Annotated in this window: 9 protein-coding genes; all 9 read right to left on the bottom strand. The window is 37.1% G+C overall.

The annotated features are described in order from the left end of the window. Nucleotides 1–204 precede the first annotated feature (204 nt). Complete coding sequence (locus tag PBT89_RS16475) at nucleotides 205–879, bottom strand: ABC transporter ATP-binding protein (protein ID WP_270062788.1); 675 nt, start codon at nucleotides 877–879, stop codon at nucleotides 205–207. Between the two features lie 66 nt (nucleotides 880–945). Further along, on the bottom strand, nucleotides 946–3360 hold the full coding sequence (locus PBT89_RS16470; RefSeq protein ID WP_270062787.1) for an ABC transporter permease: 2415 nt from the start codon (nucleotides 3358–3360) through the stop codon (nucleotides 946–948). A gap of 12 nt (nucleotides 3361–3372) precedes the next feature. Then, nucleotides 3373–5772 (bottom strand): ABC transporter permease, encoded by a 2400-nt coding sequence (locus tag PBT89_RS16465; protein WP_270062786.1) that lies wholly within the window; start codon nucleotides 5770–5772, stop codon nucleotides 3373–3375. Nucleotides 5773–5797: 25 nt separating this feature from the next. Then, nucleotides 5798–8269 carry an ABC transporter permease gene (locus PBT89_RS16460; RefSeq protein WP_270062785.1) on the bottom strand — a complete coding sequence of 824 codons (2472 nt, stop codon included), beginning with the start codon at nucleotides 8267–8269 and terminating at the stop codon, nucleotides 5798–5800. A 12-nt stretch (nucleotides 8270–8281) separates the two neighbouring features. Further along, the gene (locus PBT89_RS16455; protein ID WP_270062784.1) at nucleotides 8282–10654 is read right to left on the bottom strand and encodes an FtsX-like permease family protein; all 2373 of its coding nucleotides are present in this window, start codon (nucleotides 10652–10654) and stop codon (nucleotides 8282–8284) included. Nucleotides 10655–10666: 12 nt separating this feature from the next. Beyond that, nucleotides 10667–13117 (bottom strand): ABC transporter permease, encoded by a 2451-nt coding sequence (locus PBT89_RS16450; protein ID WP_270062783.1) that lies wholly within the window; start codon nucleotides 13115–13117, stop codon nucleotides 10667–10669. Nucleotides 13118–13130: 13 nt separating this feature from the next. After that, complete coding sequence (locus PBT89_RS16445; protein WP_270062782.1) at nucleotides 13131–15545, bottom strand: ABC transporter permease; 2415 nt, start codon at nucleotides 15543–15545, stop codon at nucleotides 13131–13133. A 32-nt stretch (nucleotides 15546–15577) separates the two neighbouring features. Then, entirely contained in the window at nucleotides 15578–17923 is a 2346-nt protein-coding gene (locus PBT89_RS16440; RefSeq protein ID WP_270062781.1) for an ABC transporter permease, read from the bottom strand. Between the two features lie 11 nt (nucleotides 17924–17934). Continuing rightward, nucleotides 17935–20292, bottom strand: a complete 2358-nt coding sequence (locus tag PBT89_RS16435; protein WP_270062780.1) for an ABC transporter permease — start codon at nucleotides 20290–20292, stop codon at nucleotides 17935–17937. Nucleotides 20293–20305: the final 13 nt, after the last annotated feature.

Genomic DNA, 20305 nt, shown 5'->3' with positions numbered 1-20305 from the left:
AGTCGCTGTTAATTGTGAATGCGAAGGCAAGAGGAAGGAATGTCGTTGTATCCTTCAAAAGCAATTCTTTCGGCCTTTAAATAACTTTCTGCTCAAGAACCATTAACAACTGCAACTTTCATATCACGAAGATCATTGGACACCTGAATTTAATGAGCATTTTTAAGTTGGATTTGTGGTATCTTAAATTTAGAGCTGTAATGTCTATTTCCCTCTATTTTCGCTACCATCCAAAAGATGTACAATTCGGTTTGCATAAGCTGCGTTACTTTCAGAATGAGTAGCCTGAATGATGGTCACGCCGTCTTCTTCGTTTAATTGTTTAAAGAGCTGCATAATCTCATTGCTTTGCTTAGAATTGAGGTTTCCGGTTGGTTCGTCTGCAAGAATTAATTTTGGTTTAGAAATTAGCGCTCTTGCGATCCCTACCAATTGCTGTTGCCCACCACTTAATTGGTTAGGAAAAAGATCTTTTTTTCCTACAATATTAAAACGATCCAACATATCGCCAACCAGCGCTTTACGTTCAGATCCTTTTGTTTTTTTGTACAGTAGCGGCGTTTCAATATTTTCGTAAACGGTAAGCTCGTCGATAAGGTGATATTGCTGAAAAACAAAGCCAATGTATTCTTTATATAATTTTGAACGATGTTTTTCTTTCATGTTATGAATGGTCTCTTCCAAAAATTTATACTCACCTTCCTGAAATCCGTCTAACATTCCAATCACGTTCAACAATGTTGATTTCCCAGAACCTGATGGCCCCATAATAGAAATAAATTCGCCTTCTTCAACTTTAAGACTTAAATCGTTTAGCAGGAAAGTTCTTCTTCCGCCGGTGGTTACCCATTTGTAAATGTGGTCTAGTTCTAATAACATGTTTTTATTTTTTTGAAATCTTATATCTTCAACCTCGCAGGTTTTGAAACTTTTGAGGTTTAGGTTTTACTCTGTTCTTAGTGATTTTACCGGATTTTGCAACGCAGCTTTTACCGTTCTAAAACTGATGGTGACTACAGCAATTAAAAGTGATAGTACGCCTGCGGCAATAAAAAACCAGAGGCTTAATTCAATTCTAAACACATAATTTTGTAACCATTTATTAGTGAAATACCAGGCAATAGGTGTTGCGATCACAAAAGCGATTCCTACTAGGATTAAAAAATCTTTGGTTAATAGCAAGGTGATATTGGTGACTCCCGCGCCAACAATTTTTCGAACGCCAATTTCTTTTGTCCGTTGGGTTACTACTAAAATGGACATCGCGAAAAGCCCAATACAACTTAAAATGATAGCGATTATCGATCCACTTGTAATCATACTGGTTAGTCGCTTTTCATTTCTAAAAGTGCGATCTATATTTTCATCCAGAAAAGAAGCCACAAATTCCGCATTAGGTTCTATGTTAGCCCAGGCTTTCTCTATCGCATCATAACTTTGTGAAGCCGTATTTGGAGCAACTTTTAGATAAGCATAATAAAGATCCCAGTTTGGATCTACAGAAATGGTAAGCGGCGCAATTTCTCTATTTAAATCCTGAAAGTTATAATCTTTAAGCACCCCTATAATCTTATAATTTCGGTTGCCTCCAATAGGGATCATTTTATTTAATGGTTCTTCTTCCTGAAGCAATTTTGCCATCGATTCGTTGATAATCAGGCTAAGACTATCTGTGGCAAAACTTCGGTTAAAATCACGGCCTTCTTTCAGTTTAAGGTCTAAGGTTTTTATATAATCATAATCTACAGCTAGTACATTAGTATTAATATTTCTACCTTGATATTCAAATCCCATCTGGCTTTCAAAACGGGAACCTGTGGCATCGATTCCCAAAATATTATCGGCACCACTAATGTTTACGATATTAGGATTGTCCTGAAGTTCATTCCGTAGTAATTTTAAAGATTCACGAGCCGATTTTTTACCGTTTAGCGGAAATGCGATTACCTGTTCTTTATTGAAACCTAAATTTTTATTCTGCATAAAATGTAATTGCTGCCACAACACCAAAGTTCCCGTAACCAAAAGAATGGCAATGCTAAACTGAAAAACCATCAGCACGTTTCGCAATCTATTTTTACCACTCATATCCAGTTTTCCTTTTAGCGACTGAATGGTTTTTAATTTTGAAAGCAACAAGGCTGGATATCCACCGGCGATTAAGGTAATTATTGCCAGGATGAGTAAAAATCCAAGGATCATCGACGGATTTACGATAGTGCTGAATTCAGCCGGAATTCTGAATAGCGACTGAAAAGGATCGGCAATCAAAAGACTTATCAGTAAACCAATAATTGCTGAAGTAAGAAAAATAAACACGCTTTCTGCCCAAAATTGAATAAAAAGCTGACTTTTTGCAGCACCCAGCGTTTTGCGCATTCCAATTTCTTTTAATCGTTTTGTGCTGCGGGCAATGCTCATATTAATAAAATTTACGCTAGCAATTATGATGATAAGCATTCCTATCCCAAAAATCAGGTAAGGGTAACTTCTGGACACTTCAAAAAGATGATTTTTCACTTTTACAAAATGCCAATCGGTAATCGACATTAGCTTTAGTTTTTTAAAGTTCCCTTCGGCATTTGGTTGTGCGCCATCACGCTCGGCGTCTTCGATATCTCCTTTAAAATGAAGATTAGTGAATTTTTGTGCATTTTTTTCAAAATCGTTTACGGCAACACCATTTTCTAATTGGACGTACACATGATGATTTCTATTTCCCCATTCGCTTAAATTTTCCTGATAATCCCGCATGTTTTCGATAGAAACAGCAATATTAAACTTATCATTAGTATTTTCAGGCAGATTTTTTAGCACAGCACTAACTACAAATGGTTTTAATTGACCGCCCATTTGAATATCTAATGTCTTTCCAACAACATCTATTTCTCCAAAGATTTTCTTAGCACTTTCAGCAGTAACTATGACCGAGTTTTGATGTTCTAGCGGATTATTTTTTGTTCCGGAGCGAATAGGAAAAGAGAACATCTTAAAATAATCATTGTCCAAAAAAGCCACATCTAGCAGCAATTCTTTCTCTCCCTTTTTTACCAGATTATAAGCTTCACTATATCGGCTAGTATATTTAACCCCAGGAACTTCTTCTTTAAGGGTAGGTGCCATGGCAAGGGGATGCGCAACCGTTGCTTTTGCACCCTCTGGTTTTTGAGAAACAAAATAGGATATAAATAAACGATCTTTATTTTCATGGAAATTATCAAAAGAAAGTTCGTAAACTGAAGCTATACTGAGCAATATAGCAGCAGCAAAGGCAATGGATAACCCAAGAATATTGAGTCCTGTAAAGGTTTTGTCTTTGATGAGATTTCGCCAGGCGATTTTGATATAGTTTCTAAGCATGATTGATGAGGTTTATTCGGTTCTCAATGATTTTACGGGATTAGCGATTGCGGCTTTAATGGCCTGAAAGCTTACGGTAATAAAGGCTATGAGGGCAGCTGCCAGACCAGCAAGTCCAAAAATCCACCAATGTATAGATGTGCGGTAATTAAAATTTTGTAACCACTCACTCATAATCCAGTATGCAAAAGGAGATGCCATCACAAAGGCAATACCTACCAGTTTTAAAAAGTCTTTGGAAAGTAGTGCAGTAACCCCGGCAACACTTGCGCCTAAAACTTTACGTACACCGATCTCCTTGGTGCGTTGCTCCGCCATGAAAGCCGCAAGTCCAAATAAACCCAAACATGCAATGAATATGGCTAAAACCGAGAAAAGTGTCGCGGTACGAGCCGTACGCTCCTCTGAAGCATACAATTGCGCTACATGCTTGTCTACAAAGGCATAATCAAAAGCAGTGTTGGGTAAATTCTCGTTAAAGGCTTGCTCTAGACCTTTGATCAATTGCTGCAAATTCTGAGTATTGTATCGTATCAACAAGGTGCGTATCCCTTCGGGGGCGTCATTGGCTTTATAATACATATACCCGCCGCTGTCTTCTTTGAGTGAATTGAAGTTGAAATTCGCAACGACGCCTGTGATGATCGCTTCCCCGCCCAGCTCTGTATTTACCGGCTTTCCTATTGCATCTTCAGGAGTTTTATAGTTGAGATAGCTGAGTATGTTTTCGTTGATCAGGGTGTAGATAAGCGAATCTCCCTCGGGAATGTTTTGGGGTAGTTCAGAGCCTGCAAGAAGCTTTAGCTTTAAGGTTTCAACCACATTACCTTCGGTGCGGCAACTGGCAATGGGCATTCCAGTTTGATCAGTACTTAACCGGCGTACAGACCTCCCACTCTCATCAGCTCCAGGTATGGATTGCACAGCGGCAATACCTTCTACATAGGTTTTTTGGTTTAAAACATTTTCTAAATTTCTGATCTGCTGCTTATTTTCTGCAGATTTTACAGAAACCGCCACCACTCCATCAGGATTGTAACCCAGATTTTTATTTTTTATAAAATCCATTTGCTGAATGATTACCGTAACCGCAATAATGAGAATGATAGAAGCCGCAAACTGAAAAACCACAAGTCCTTTTCGCACAAATTCAGAAGCGGTATGCTTTTTCCTAGATTTATTTACCAAAGAAAGCGGCGAAATACCGGTCATTGATAGCGCAGGATAACTGCCCGCAAAGAGTGTCACGATCAGCCAGATTAAACCCAGTCCAATTAAAATGGGTGGAGCCAGCAAATCACCGTAATTCAAGGCGTTTCCCGTAAAACTTTGAAACCATGGTAATATCGTGAATGAAACCGCGTAGGCCAACACCACTGCTATAAAAGCCAGGATTGCTGTTTCTATATAAAACAGAACAAGCATATGCTTTTGAGTCGCGCCCAAAACTTTATTTACTCCAATGCTCTTTCTACGCTTTCCCGAATTTGCAGTGGCAAGATTCATATAATTGATGCAGGCAATTAACAACACCAAAACAGACAGGAATATCAGACTTCTAATAGTCGTGATGCTTCCCAAACGGGCTGCGTAGCCATCGCGTATACCTGCCGAATACAAATGTATTTTAGTAAGCGGTTGCAGATAAAACTGTGTAAAATACTGTCCTTCTTTAGGCACATAGGCATCGATTAATTGGGTAGCCTGAGTTTCAACCTGAGCGACCTGAGCCTGTGGCAGCAGTTGTACGTAGGTCTCATAGCTGGCATTGCTCCAATACACATTAGTCCCCATCCAAGAATCCATAATATGATAGATCATATCACAGTCTATCACACTATTTTCGGGCAGGTCTTTATACACTCCTGAAACCTGAAGTGTATCCCGGTTGTTTACTGATATGAATGCTCCCAAAGCCGATTTTTTGCCAAAAAACCGTTCCTTCGAAGCTTCAGAAATCACAATAGAATTCGGGTTTGTAAAAGCATTTTTAGCTTCACCTTCTATAAATTTGAAGTCAAACATCTCAAACACCGTTGAATCTGCGAGGTAGAGCCTGTCTTCTGTGAAATTCTTAGCCCCTATTTTTAAGGATGCCGTCACCCCAAAATCATCTTTGATAAGGCGGGTCATCTTTTTGACTTGTGGAATATCTTTTACCATCGCCGGTCCCACTGCGTTGGGTAGTTGAGCCCAGGTCTCAAAGTTATATTCTTCAGAAGTCTCCATATTTACCCGGTAAATATCCCGGGCATGCGAATACATTTTATCAAAGCTGAGTTCGCTATTTACAAACGAAAAAAGCACAATACACACGCATAATCCCACTACCAGTCCTATGATATTTAACACCGCAAACAAGCGGTTTGCTTTTAAATTCCGCCAGGCGATTTTGATATAGTTTTTAAGCATAGCTGATTGGATTTTGATTGATGAATTATTCTGTTCTTAGGGATTTTACAGGATTTGCAATGGCCGCTTTGATTGCCTGAAAGCTTAGTGTAAGCAGTGCAATAGTTATGGCTAAAACTCCTGCAACAATAAATGCCCAAATGGGTATAGAAATATGATAGGCGAAATCCTGTAACCAATGATTCATTGCAATCCAGGCAATTGGTACTGAAATTACTAAGGCTAGAAAAACCAATTTCAGAAAGTTTATGGCTAGTAGGCTAACAATACTTCTAATGCTTGCGCCTAAAACTTTACGAACCCCAATTTCTTTTGTTCGCTGTTGTGCCGTAAAAGCAATAAGACCAAATAAGCCAAGACAAGCCACAAAAATAGCAAGTATGGTAAAAATAGTAAACAAAGAGGCTAATCGCTGATCTTCTTGATAGGCATAATTTAGATCGTCATCTAAGAATGAATATTCGAAAGGCGTACTTTTGGAATAATTTTCCCAGAGAAATTTTATTTGGTCTATTAACTGTTTGGGACTTTCTTTAGAGATTTTAGCCGTTATAAAACTAACGCCGGTATCGTAACTTTCAGATTTTTCAGAAAAAAATGCAAATGGCTGAATGGTATTATGTAAAGATTCCAGATTAAAATCTTTTACAATACCTATTACCGTATAATATTCCATTTTACCTCCGGGGTACCGTATTTGTTTGCCAAGTGGGTTTTCCCAACCTATTTGTTTTGCAGCAGTCTCATTAATTATAACTGATAGCGAATCATTTAACTCGTTAGTAAAATCTCTACCGGATTTGAGCTTCAGATCTAATGTTTTTAAAAATTGGTCATCGACTAAATAAGAACTTAAAGAAATGTCGGTAGCCACGTTAGGATCTTCTTCAGTAGCTTTTGGAGCATAAAAATCACCAAAATTACCACGGGTAAGCATTCCACTTGAACTACTCGCAGTTTTGACTCCGCTAAGGGAAATAAGTTCATCTTTAAAGTTGTTCAAACCGGAGCCTAAATTTTCTGCACTGTTAATAACCAAAACCTCATCTTTTTCAAAGCCTAAATCTTTTTGCTGTGTATATCGAAGCTGGCTAAAAACTACCAGCGTGCATATAATTAAGGTTATAGCTACGCTGAATTGTAAGACTACTAATCCGTTTCTAATAAGGCCTGTTTTTGTTGTTTTTAAGTTCTTTCCTTTCAAAGATTCGATTGGATTAAATGATGTAAGAAAAAATGCGGGATAAATGCCAGCTAATAATGCAGTAATAAATAAAACGCTAACTAATAGAAGAATTAAGTTGAGATCGAAAAGTGACTGAAAATTTATATTTTTTCCTGTTAATTCATTAAAAACAGGTAACACTAAGATGGCGGTAATAAATGCCAAGACGGTAGCAATAAGAGTATAACAAAGCACTTCGGTCATAAACTGCTTAATAAGCTGCTTGCGTTGTGAACCAAGAACTTTACGTACTCCAATCTCTTTACTTCTTTTTACAGATTGAACAGTAGAAAGATTCATAAAATTTACACAGGCCAAAATGATGATAAACAAGGCGATAACCCCCAAAATATACAGACTTTTAATGTCATGCTGCGCGGTGATTGAAGAAGTAATCCCCTGTGAATACAAATGTATCTCTGATAAGGCTTGTAAATGTAATTCCCAGTAATTTCCTTTTTCTATAAATGCGTCAAAAGGTTGCCCAATACGATCGAATGCAGGTGCGGCCTGTACTTTTAGCATCTCGGGAAAGCGAGATTCCAGATTATCAATAGTCTTAGGATTTTCGCTGGCTTGCTTTGTAAGTTTAACATAGGTAGCCATATTAAGCCAAACCCAACTCCAATTGAAATAAGCTACTTCATTAAAATTAGAGACTGGTATTAAAATATCGAATTTCACTGATGCTGGATATTCACTTAGATCTTTAAAAACTCCGGTAACTTTTAATGGCTTTTTTTCCTTTCCATAACTTAAGATCTTTCCCATTGGGTTAGTGTCACCAAAATACTTTTCTGCGATTTGCGGAGTGATCACAATACTATTGGGATCAAGTAGGCAGGTTATAGCATTTCCCTGTTGTAAAGGATAATTCAAAACCTCAAGAAAATTAGGATCAACTGCTAAAATCTCAGATTCTTTAAAAGTCTTTGTGGTATTGTTGGTTTTATTTTCAATGATGGTATTATCTGGCTGATATATTCGAGTGGCGCTTTCAATCTCTGGAAATTCGTTAAGCAGAGTTTCTCCTGCTGGTGGCGGTGTATAACCGGCATAAAATGAATTATCTCCCATTTTACCTTTCATATTCACTCTATAGATTCGACTTGCCTCATCAAATCTTTTGTCATAGCTCAGTTCGTGTTTAATATATAGTGCGATAAGGATAACCGATACCAATCCTATTGCTAATCCCAAAATATTCAGGATGCTATTGGTTTTGTATCTTAAAATATTCCGCCAAGCGATTTTGATATAGTTTTTAAGCATGATTGATGAGGTTTATTCAGTTCTCAAACTTTTTACAGGATTTGCAATGGCCGCTTTGATTGCCTGAAAGCTTAGTGTAAGCAGTGCAATAGTTATTGCGATACCTGCAGATAAAATGTAGAGCTCATAAGGTTCAGCAATTTTATAGGCAAAATCTTGAAGCCATTTTGCGGTGATAAACCAAGCTAATGGTACGGCAAAACAAAGTGCTATAGTTATTAGTTTTAAAAAGTTGATTGATAACAAATAGGTAATTTGAGCGATAGAAGCACCAAGAGCTTTGCGAATACCTATCTCCTTTTTGCGTTGCGCAGCCATAAAAAACGAAAGCCCGAACAAGCCTAGACAAGATACTAAAATGGTAATTGCAGCAAAAACATTGAGAATAAGGATGGTGCGTTGCTCGCTTTTATATAGATTTTGATAATCCTGATCTAAGAAGGAATATGTCAAAGCTGAGTCTGGATTAAAATCTTCCCAGACCTTTTCAATTTCTGAAAGTGCCTTAGCGGCGTTTCCCTGAGTTTTGATCAACACTTTAGCTGCCCAGTCATATTCTGCAAAGAGTGCAACCGGAGTAATGCTTTGATGCAATGAAACAAAATTAAAATCTTGCAGTACTCCCTTGATATATCCCGATCTTCCATTAAGATTTGCTGCTTTCCCTACCGCCTCTTCAGGTGAATAGCCTAGGTGATTCACGGCTGTTTCATTTAGCATAAAGGCGTACGTACGTTTTTCAGGAGCAATCTGAACCTGCTTTTTGTCTGTTTCATTAAAATCATTTCCGGCAATTAAACGCATATCCAATGTTTTAATATAATCTTTATCAACAGGAGCAGCGGTTATTGAGATCCCGCTTGGTTGTCCGTCAACCTGAATACTATAGCCCCCTTGCATATCGACCGGCGTATGGGAAGAAGTGGTTACATTTGCCACATTTTTTGATGCCAATAATTCTTTTTTGAACGCCTCAATACTAGCCTGACGCATTGAATTGGCATCTACCACAATAACATTAGCTCTATTGAATCCGGTATCTATCTCTGTTATAAAATGTAATTGCTTTTTAGCCACTAAAGTCCCTATGATAAAAACTACCGAAACAGTAAACTGAAATACAATGAGAAATTTTCGAATACCGCCACCTTTGCCAAGAGCAGAGGTACTGTTTTTTAAAGCCACTACAGGTTTGAATCGGGATAATACCAGTGCCGGCCATCCGCCTGCCAAAAGGGTTACGCTGTAAAACAATACAATAAGCGTTATTACAAAATAAGACCAATCCCAACTTGCAAGACTAATATTTAATCCGGTAAGCTTATTAAATGATGGCATTACAATAAGTGCAGCCAATGTGCCTGTAATGATAGCCAGAATAGTAAGTACAGCCGCTTCAGTTAAAAATTGAGCGATTAAGCTTTTGCGAGGTGCCCCCATTACCTTGCGCACACCTATTTCCTTAAGACGTTCAATAGATTTAGAGGTCATTAAGTTGGTAAAGTTTATAGCTGCAATCGTAAGCAGTAACACAGCGATGGCTCCCAGAATAAATAAATAGGTTTTCAAATTTCCTGAAGCTGCCGCTGAAAGATGATCTTCCTGAAGTGGCACAAAATCAAAATTCATTGTAAAACCTGACTGAAAATCTTCTTTAAACTCTCTCGCAACAAAAGTATTGAGCTTTTGCTCTGCCTGAACGCGTTGTTGCGCATTCTTCAGCAGTAAATAAGAATAGTCGTTTGCTGAATTCCAAATTTCACTTTCGGAGCGCTTGCTGGATTGATAAGACCCCATCAAATCAAACTGAATCGAAGAGTAAGGCAGGTTATCTTTTACGATGCCGGTCACCTCCCATATCTTATCATTAATTACAATAGACTTTCCTAGTGCCGGTTGCTCTTGAAAATATCGGGAAGCAGTAGTTTTCGTAATGATCACCGTATTAGGCCGATCTAATGCTGAAACAGGGTTTCCGCTTACAAAATCAAAACTGAATATATTGAAAATAGAAGCATCGGCAAGTATCATATTATGCTCCGTAAAATGCTTGTTATCAACTTCAACCTCCCGGCGATCATAGTTGTAAATACGCACCGCATCTTCTACCTCAAAAAGTTCGCGCTTTGCTACGGGAGCAACTGCGGTAGGTGTATAACGCGAATGCGTAGCTTCTGCGTCAGAAGCAGACTTGTAGTTGTAGTTTACATAGACTATACGATCTGCTTTTTTGTGAAAACGATCGTAGCGTAATTCATTTAAAATATAGGTTCCTAATAGAAAAAAGCACATAACCCCTACTATTAAACCTATAAGACTTAAAATGCTTGTCAAGGTATTTCTCCAGAGATTCCGCCAGGCGATTTTGATGTAGTTTCTAAGCATGATTGATGAGGTTTATTCAGTTCTTATCGCTTTTACCGGATTTTGTCGCGATGTACTTATTGTTTTAAAACTTATAATTAACAAAGATAAAAGCAGCATAGCTATTCCGCTTGCGGCAAAAACCCACCAGCTTAACGAGGTTCTGTACACAAAATCATTTAACCAAACCGAAGTCCTCCAGTAGGCAATTGGTATGGCTATAATAATAGCCAGGCTTATAAGCTTTAAAAAATCTTTACATAATAATACCTGAAGTTCTAATAAAGAAGCTCCTAATATTTTACGAATCCCAATCTCTTTTACGCGACGCTCTGTGGTATATATTACGAGAGCAAATAAACCTAAAACGCTAATTAAAATGGCCAATCCAGTAGCCCAATTTAAGAGTGTTTGTGTGCGTTGCTGGGATTTGTAAAAATTTGCCACGGTTTCATCCATAAATTGAATTTCGAAATCAGATTCAGGATAAATTGATCCCCAAATTGTTTTTACTTTGGCGATGGTGCGTGATACATCTTCTGTTTTTGGCTGAAATTTAAAATGAATCGTATTAAACTGAGAACGCCAATCCCGGCTTATATCTCCCACAAAAACTCCGGGATTAATGGCAGAAGTGAGCGGTTTTTGATTAAAATCCTGCATAACACCTACAATAGGATATGTATACTCTCCCTGAGTAATTTGTTGTCCTACCGCTTCTGCTGGATGGTTATATCCTAGTTTGTGCAGCATAGTTTCATTAATCACAAATTCTTTAATGGTATCGTTAAGCGGTTTTCTACCCGCAAGAAGTTTTAAATTGTACAGGTCAAAATAATCAGCATCTCCAAAACGCTGTTCTTGTAATATTTCAATAACTTCCCCTTCTTTTTCAAAATCAACAATTGTGGAGTTGAGATATAAAGAAGCCGGAGGAGGCCCGCCTAAGCTAATTTTTGTAAGTTCAGGAATCGCGGCCAATCGTGTTTTAAAAAGTTCTTTTTTGCTCATCGCAGCATCATTCCACGGCAGCTGAAGGTAGGCAATGTCTTCTACGGCAACTCCCATATCTTTGTTCATAAGATAATGTACCTGTTTCCCAACTAAAAGTGTCCCGATGATAAAAATCTGAGCTATTACGAATTGGAATACAGTAAGACCTTTTCTAAAACTAGCATTGGTAACAAAGGCAGCAGAATGATTTTTCAATATTGAAACCGGCTTAAAGCCTGAAAGGACAAAAGCAGGATAGATGCCAGAGAATAGACTTACCACTATTAAAAGTAAAAGCATAAAAACAATAACTATAGGGCTTGTAAAAAGTTGAAAACTTAAGCCGGAAGGAATAAAATTTGAAAAAGCCCGTAATAACCAAAAAGATAAAATGAAAGACAGCAATGATGCTATTATGGTTAGCAAGAACGTTTCTCCTAAAAATTGTAAAATCAACTGTTTCTTTGAACTCCCCAAAGTTTTTCGAATGCCAATTTCTCTAGCTCTTTGAGTGGCTTGGGCTGTTGTTAAATTTATGAAATTGATACATCCAAGCAATAACAAAAAAAGTGCTACGATACCAAGGTTAATCAATACCTTTTTACTTGCCTGAGGTGCACTATAGTCAAATGTGCTGTAACGAGTGTCGAAATGAAGTTCATCTAAAGGTTGTAAGTAAAATCTTGTCCATTCCCCATTCGCCAGATCTTCCTGATCCATTTTAGATTTGCAAAGTTTTTCAACTTGTTTTTGGATATTGGCAGCGCTTGCTGCTGCTTGTCTTTTTATAATTACCTGAGAGTTGGAGTTATAACTATTCCAGTTGGTATTAGTGACAGAGAATTCAGCATCAGCTATTAATTGTAATGCCGTTGGTAATGATATAAATTCTTGAAACACAAAATCAGTGCGCTGCTGGAAATCAGCAACAATCCCTGTTATTTTTGTGGGGATAGAATCATTATAAATGAGCGTTTTTCCAATAATATTTTCTACGGAAATGTTAGGGAAATAATCTTTAGCTCTTTGCTGAGTAAGTACAACTTCATTAGGCATTTGTAACACTGAAGCTTTATTCCCCGCAAGCCATTTATAAGAAATTACATTAAAATAACTGCTATCAGCAAAAATAACATTGTCAGGTTTTTTGAAGACTTTATTCCTGGCATCGGTTTCTACTTTTAAAGGTTCATACCTAAAAAAACTGCTTACACTTTCTAATCCAGAAACGTTTTCTCTTAACGCATCGGCTAGCACTGCGTTAACTCCACCAAAATGCTCTGTTTCTTCCGGACTTATAAATTGAGTGGTGATACGATAAATGCGATCTCCGTCCTTATGAAATTTATCAAAAGTGAAATCATAATACACCATAAGACCAATCACAAATGAAGCACTTAACCCTATGGCAAGACTAATAATATTGATTACTGAAAAGAGTTTATTCTTCCAAATATTCCGCCAGGCGATTTTGATATAGTTTTTAAGCATGATTGATGAAATTTTATTCTGTTCTCAAAGATTTTACCGGGTTTTGTAATGCGGCTTTTATACTTTTAAAACTGATGGTGATTAAAGCAATAGTTAACGTGATGATAGCAGCCAATATAAACTGCCACAGATTTAAATCGATTCTATATGCAAAATCCTGCAACCATTTTTGCATAAAATAATGCCCTAACGGAAAAGCAATTATAAATGCGACGAAAATCAATTTAACAAAATCTTTAGCTAGCATCCCTACTATTTCAGTGACATTAGCTCCTAAAACTTTACGAATGCCTATTTCTTTAAAACGTTGTTCTGTCGAAAAGGTGATTAGGCCGAATAAACCAAGACAGGCGACAAAAATGGTTAGCAAGGTGAAAATGCTAAGAATTGCACCCATTTGTTGTTCTTTGCTATAGGTTTGAGAAAAAGAGTCGTCTAGAAATGTGTATGAAAACGGTTCGTCTATGTTAAAATCAGACCATTTTTTTTCTGCAAAATCTAGGATATTTGTGATGTTTGCATTGTTAGTTTTCATTATTAGCCCTCCATAAGGATTATAGGCTAATACCAAAGGGTCTATTTGATGATGTAAGGATTTAAAATGGAAGTTTTTAATTACACCAATCACTGTAAATTCTTCGTTTTCTGGGTCTGCAGTTCTTTTAAAGGTTTTTCCGATCGGATTTTCTCCCAGATTTAAAATTTTAGCGGCTTCTTCATTGATTATGGCTTTATTAGATTCATTTTTTAATTCCGTAGAAAAATTCCTTCCTTTCAAAAGTTCAAGTCCCAGCGTGGGAATATAATCTTCGTCTACATCGTAAAAGAAAAACTTCCGTAGATATTCATCATTTTTAAAAATACCGCGCATGTGATTATCGGTTTCTCCTGCCGGAACAAACGCCGATTGGCTAACGCTGGTGATTTTTGGGTTTTTTAGCAGTTCTTTTTTATAAGATTTTACTTTAGTGCTTCCCATTTTATATGCGTCACGCAAGATGATAACCTGATCTTTTTGATAACCTAATTTTTTATGCTGAATAAATTGCATCTGATTATAGACCACAATAGTTGCAAGTATAAGTGCAGCTGAAATAACAAATTGAAAAACGACCATTCCGCTTCTTAAATGATTTCGTTTTCCTGAAGCCGAAAACTTATTTTTAATGGCCATTAGTGGTTTAAATGAGGAAAGAATAAATGTTGGATAACTGCCAGAAAAAAGACTCACTAGAATAACGAAGCTTAGCAATAGTAAAATACATTCTAAGTTGAAGAAGTTGAGTAATTTCAGTTCTTTTCCTGCCATCGTATTGAAGTAGGGTAAAGACAAGGCGATTAAACCTATGGCCAGTAAGATGGCAAAAAGTGTTGTTATGAATGATTCGACCAAAAATTGAGTGATTAATTGCTTCTTGGCAGAACCTAAAACTTTTCGAATCCCAACTTCACGACTACGTTTCGTAGCGGTTGCGGTTGCCAGATTCATAAAATTGATGCAGGCAATAAGAAGCATGAAAATGGCGATTGCGCTAAAAATGTACACATATTTTATATCTCCAGAAGGAGAAAGCTCAGTATTTGGTGCAAAATCTGAATATAAATGGATGTCTTTTAATGGTTGTAAAAATAAACCAATATTGTTGTTCTTCTGAAACTCTTCGTAAGAAATACCAATTGCTTTTTGAACCTGATCACCCATATATTTTTTTAAGAGTCCTGGAATTTGTGTTTCGATGCTACTAAGCGGGGTGTTTGGCTGGAGCAATACATAGGTAGCAAAACCGGAAGTAACCCATGAATTAGAAGTATGACTAGGATCGTGATTCATAGGAATAAAGACATCCATTTGCAGATGGGTGTTATGAGGAATATCTTCCAGTAGGGCAGTAACTTCTAAATCCCCTTCAACTTCTGTAAGTTTGATTTTTTTCCCTATAGGGTCTTCGTTGCCAAAATATTTCTTAGCTTCTGAAGAGGTAAGCACTACACTATTTGGCTTTATAAGCGAGGTATTAGCATTTCCTGTTATAAAGTGCAGATTAAAAATATCAAAGAAATTAGGATCAACATAAGCTGCTTTTATGTTTTCAAAAGTGGTATTATTATATCTAATTTCAGGATTATAAATTTTACTAAGACGCGTTGCGTTTTTTACCTGCGGAAAATCTTCTTTAAAGGTTTTGGCTACGGGAGCAGCAACTACAGCTTCCTTCAGTTCTTCACTATTTACATTGCCACGAAGCACCACTCTGGCGATATCATCGGCATTATTATAAAACCGATCGTAACTCAGCTCATCCCAAACATAGATCGCGATTAAAATACAGCTGGCCATTCCGATAGCAAGACCACCGCAATTCAGAAAAAAAGAGGACTTATTCTTAAAAAGATTTCTCCAGGCGATTTTTATGTGATTTTTGATCATGATGTCTTCTAATTTGATTGATGATTGTCTATTTATTCGCTCCTTAAAGATTTTACTGGGTTAGTAATAGCAGCTTTAATAGCCTGAAAGCTTACGGTTATGAGTGCGATTAGAATCACTAATAAACTGGCACCTATAAAATTTTTCCATTCAATATTAATACGATATGAGAAATCCATAAGCCATTGATCCATAGTATACCAACTTATGGGTATAGCTATGAATATAGCAATAACTACTAGGGTAATAAATTCTTTAGAAAGTAGTTGGACAATAATTATAGAGTTTGCGCCCAGTACTTTACGAATACTAATTTCTTTAGCACGATTTTTAGTCATATAGGTGGCTAGTCCAAAAAGACCCAAACATGATATAAATATGCTAAGACCGGCAAAAAGTGAAGAAAGGGTAGCTATTTGCTGCTCATCTTTAAATTTTTGAGCATAATCTTGGTCTACAAAGTGGTATACAAAAGGATATGCAGGATTATAATTATTGAAAACCTGCTCTAAAACTTTTAAGTTTTCGAGAGTACTATTCTGAGGGTTTAACCTTATAACCATGTTATAGTTATGCTCTTGGTTACCGAATATAAGCATAGGCTTCGCCTCGCTATAAGGAGATCCTATAATAAAGTCTTCAAAAACCCCTACAATTTTCAAAGTTTTGTCGTTATCACGTATCAACTGGCCAATAGGATCTTCAAACCCCATTTTTTCTGCTGCAGTGGTGTTTATCATTACAGATGAACTATCTGCGGGAAATTCATTAAGATCGATGTCACGTCCTTCTTTAATTTTAAGCCCCATGGTCTTTGCAAAATTACCACCGGTACGATATAAAGTGAAGTTTATACTCTCCTGTTGCATACCTTCCCATTGAAAGCCGGAACCATTACTGCCATTGAGAGTTACGTCCCAACCTGTTTTGCTAATTGAGGTGACTGCATTTTGCCTAAGCAAATCATTTTTAATCAAATCGTAATTTTTTTTGATATCACCTTCTATGTCAACTTGGATCAAATTATCAATATTATATCCAGTATTCCTGTGCTGTGTGAAGTTAATTTGACGATAAATAATACTGGTAGCAATTACTAAGATAATACCTATAGAGAATTGAAGGATTACTAGCACTTTTCTTGCAGAAAAGGATTTTCTGGATCCACTTAATGATCCTTTTAAATTTTTGATTGGAGGAAAGGAAGATAGAAAAAATGCAGGATAAAGGCCTGCAAATAATCCAGTAAGTAAAACAGTACCTAGTAATCCTAGCCAAAGTAACGGATTGGAGTACTGGATAGTTAAAGAGCTATCGATAATTCTATTAAACAACGGAAGACTTATCATGGCTACAGCTAAAGCAGCCATACCGCCCATGGTTGTAAGAATTAGAGATTCGCACAAAAACCGACTAACTAGTCGATATTTTCCTGCTCCAATAATCTTACGAACGCCCACTTCCCTAGCGCGACTACTGCTTTGAGCAGTACTTAAATTTATAAAATTAATACAGGCTATCCCTAAAATTAGAATACCTATAATAATCATAAGTCTTACTGTATCAATACGGCCCCCTGCCACTTTTCCATTCTCAAACTGCGAGTATAAGTGCAGTTTGCTAACAGGATGAAGAAAAATCTCCCAATTATATTTTTCTGAATTATCGGGTACTAGATTTTTAATTTTATTATTAACATCGTTTATTTCAGTATTAGGCTTTAATTGAACATAAGTATAATAGGTGTTTATACCCCAATTATTCATTACAGTTGGACTTAACTTAAGTGGAATCAAGTAATCGAAATTAAATTCGGTATTTGCCGGTAGGTCTTTTAATACACCAGTAACTTTATAATTATTTTCATTATCGATTTTTATTATCTTGTTTATGGGGTTTTCCTTTCCAAAGAGCTTTTGTGCCATTGTTTTGGTAATGACAATATTATTTGCACCATCCAAAGCATTCTCGGCATTCCCTTGCAGAAGAGGGAAACTAAACATACTTAAAAAAGAATCATCTACTTCGTTTCCAGTAGCTTTAATCGAGATGTCATGAAAACTAAATAAACGTTCGCTGCTCCAGTAAATTCTTGCTGTATTAGCTACCTCAGGGAATTTTTCTTCTAAAGATTTACCTAATGGCCCAGATGTAACATCCCAAACATTAATGTCTCCAACTCCTGCGCTGCGATTGTATACTTTATATAGTGAGTCTAAATTAGTATGAAAACGATCAAAACTTAATTCGTTTTCTACCCAGATACCAATAAGAATGACTGCCGTCATACCAATAGCGAGCCCGAAAAAATTTATAGTTGAAAACACTTTATTCTTCCAAATATTTCGCCAGGCGATTTTTATGTGATTTTTGATCATGACTGATGAATTTATTCGGTTCTTAAGGATTTAACAGGGTTTTGAATTGCAGCTTTGATCGCCTGAAAGCTCACCGTTACCATGGCGATACCAATAGCGGCAATACCCGCAATTACAAATACCCAGGCGTGAATTGATATGCGGTAAGCAAACCCTTGAAGCCAGGTGTACATAATATACCACGCTAGAGGGACAGCGATTAAAATGGCCACAACTACGAGAACCAAAAACTCTTTGGATAGCAAGCGCACGATACCGGCAACGCTAGACCCTAAAACTTTGCGTACCCCTATCTCTTTGCGGCGCTGTTCTGCTGTGTAAGCTGACAGTCCTAAAAGACCCAGACAGGATATTAAAATAGCCAACAAGGCAAAAATTCGAGAGAGATTACCTATCAATTGTTCGCTTTTGAAACGTGCATCAAAAGCATCATCAACAAAGCGGTATTCAAAAGGATACCCGGGGTTATATTCTTTTAATGTTGACTCAATGCTTCTCAAAACCTCGGTTGTAGCGTATTTTGGGTTTGTTTTTAAATACATGTACTGTGCTTCAGGGGGATAATTATAAAACATAACCGGATCACTGGTTCCGTACATGTTGCCGTATAAATAGTCATTAGTCACCCCAATGACGGTATACATATCCCCGTACCGGTCTATAGTCTTGCCCAGTGCACTACCAGTGCCCATCAATTGTGCAAAAGATTCGGTAATAATAACGTGTGAACTGTCATTTACAACTACAGGACTAAAACCACGTCCCTCAATCAATTCGATTCCAGTTGTTTTAAAATACTCATCATTTATGTATCTATAAGAAACAAGTACATCTTCAGTATTGCTCCCTCCCTGCCATCTTAAACCAGAGCCGTTATTCCCAGCAGAAAGTATATTAGAATTTGACAATCCTAAACCAGTAATCATCCCTGTATTTTTAAAACTTTCTGCTATAGCCTTTCGGTTTTTGATCAAATCACCATTTACTGGTATCTCGATCAGGTTGTCTTTATTAAGTCCTAAATCACGATTTTTTACATGTTGCACCTGCTGGTAAACCAGTAACGTACTAATGATAAACACTATAGAAATCACAAACTGGGTAATGACCAGACCTTTGCGAATAAACCCGGCTTCCTTAGACTGGATTCGGTTTCCTTTAAGCACGTCAATAGGTTTAAAAGAAGAGAGGTAGAACGCAGGGTATAAACCTGCAAATATCCCACAGGTTAGGGTTATAGCTAAAAGCGAAAGCAGATGCGATGGTATAGTTAAATCCAAAGCAATTTGTTTGTCTATTAACGCGTTGAATGCCGGAATAATGAAGATCAAAATTAAAATACTTAATAAAACTGCAAATATTGCAATCATCAAGGCTTCCGTTATAAACTGAAAAATTAATTGCTGCTTGTTTGAACCTAAGGTTTTACGCACGCCTACCTCATTTGCCCGCTTCTCGCTACGGGCAGTTGCTAAATTCATAAAATTGATGCAGGCAATAACTAAAATAATAAGCGCTATAAAACTGAACAACCGCACATATTCTACGCGACCACCTACCACTTCACCATCTTTAAAATCTGATCGTAAATGCCAGTTTTTTGCTTCATGTAAAATTGCCTGAGTGTCTTCATCGCCGGTTTTGGCTGGTAAGATGTGTTTGACTTTTTCATTAACGCTTTTGAAGTCAGCATCCGGTGATAACTTTACAAAGGTCTCTGTAAAATTGCTGCCATATTCCTGCGTCCAGGGTTTGTCGTATGTAAAATTCTCAAATGGAACCAACCAGTTAAAACTATAGGTCGTATTTACCGGCAGGTTTTCAACCACACCAGTTATTTTAAAATTGTCCTGTTGATTAACCCGGATTACTTTTCCTAAAATATTGGTTGGATTTTCAAAAAGAATTTGCGCTACCTGTTTTGTAATTACAATACTTTCTTTCATCTTGAAAGCATCAGTAGCATTGCCCTCTATAAATTTTAAGTTAAACAGATCAAATATATCTGGATCTGCATAAGAACCGGAACTGCTTATTGAAGAAGAGTTTACGGTAAACAGGAAATCTCTATTTCGCAATCTTGCAGCTTTGGTAATTTCTGGAATTTCAGTTTTTAAAGCTGCGGCTAAAGGTCCCGGAGTTGCCTGAAAAAAGGTACGTTTCTGTCCTTCATAGACCTGATTGGTAGGTACGCTGTAAACCAGTTCCTGATCTGTGACAATGGTGTCAAAACTCATTTCATCTTCTACCCAAAGTAGGATCAAACTGGCACAGGTGATCCCTAAAGCTAGACCAAAAATATTGAGTGCGCTATATCCCTTTTTCTTCCAAATATTCCGCCAGGCGATTTTGATGTAGTTTTTAAGCATGATGAATTGGTTT

Origin of the sequence: Zunongwangia sp. HRR-M8 (genome assembly GCF_027594405.1) — a bacterium.
Lineage (GTDB): Bacteria > Bacteroidota > Bacteroidia > Flavobacteriales > Flavobacteriaceae > Zunongwangia.
The sequence above is the reverse complement of the archived record's forward strand: the minus strand, read 5'-3'. Positions and strand labels throughout refer to the sequence as shown.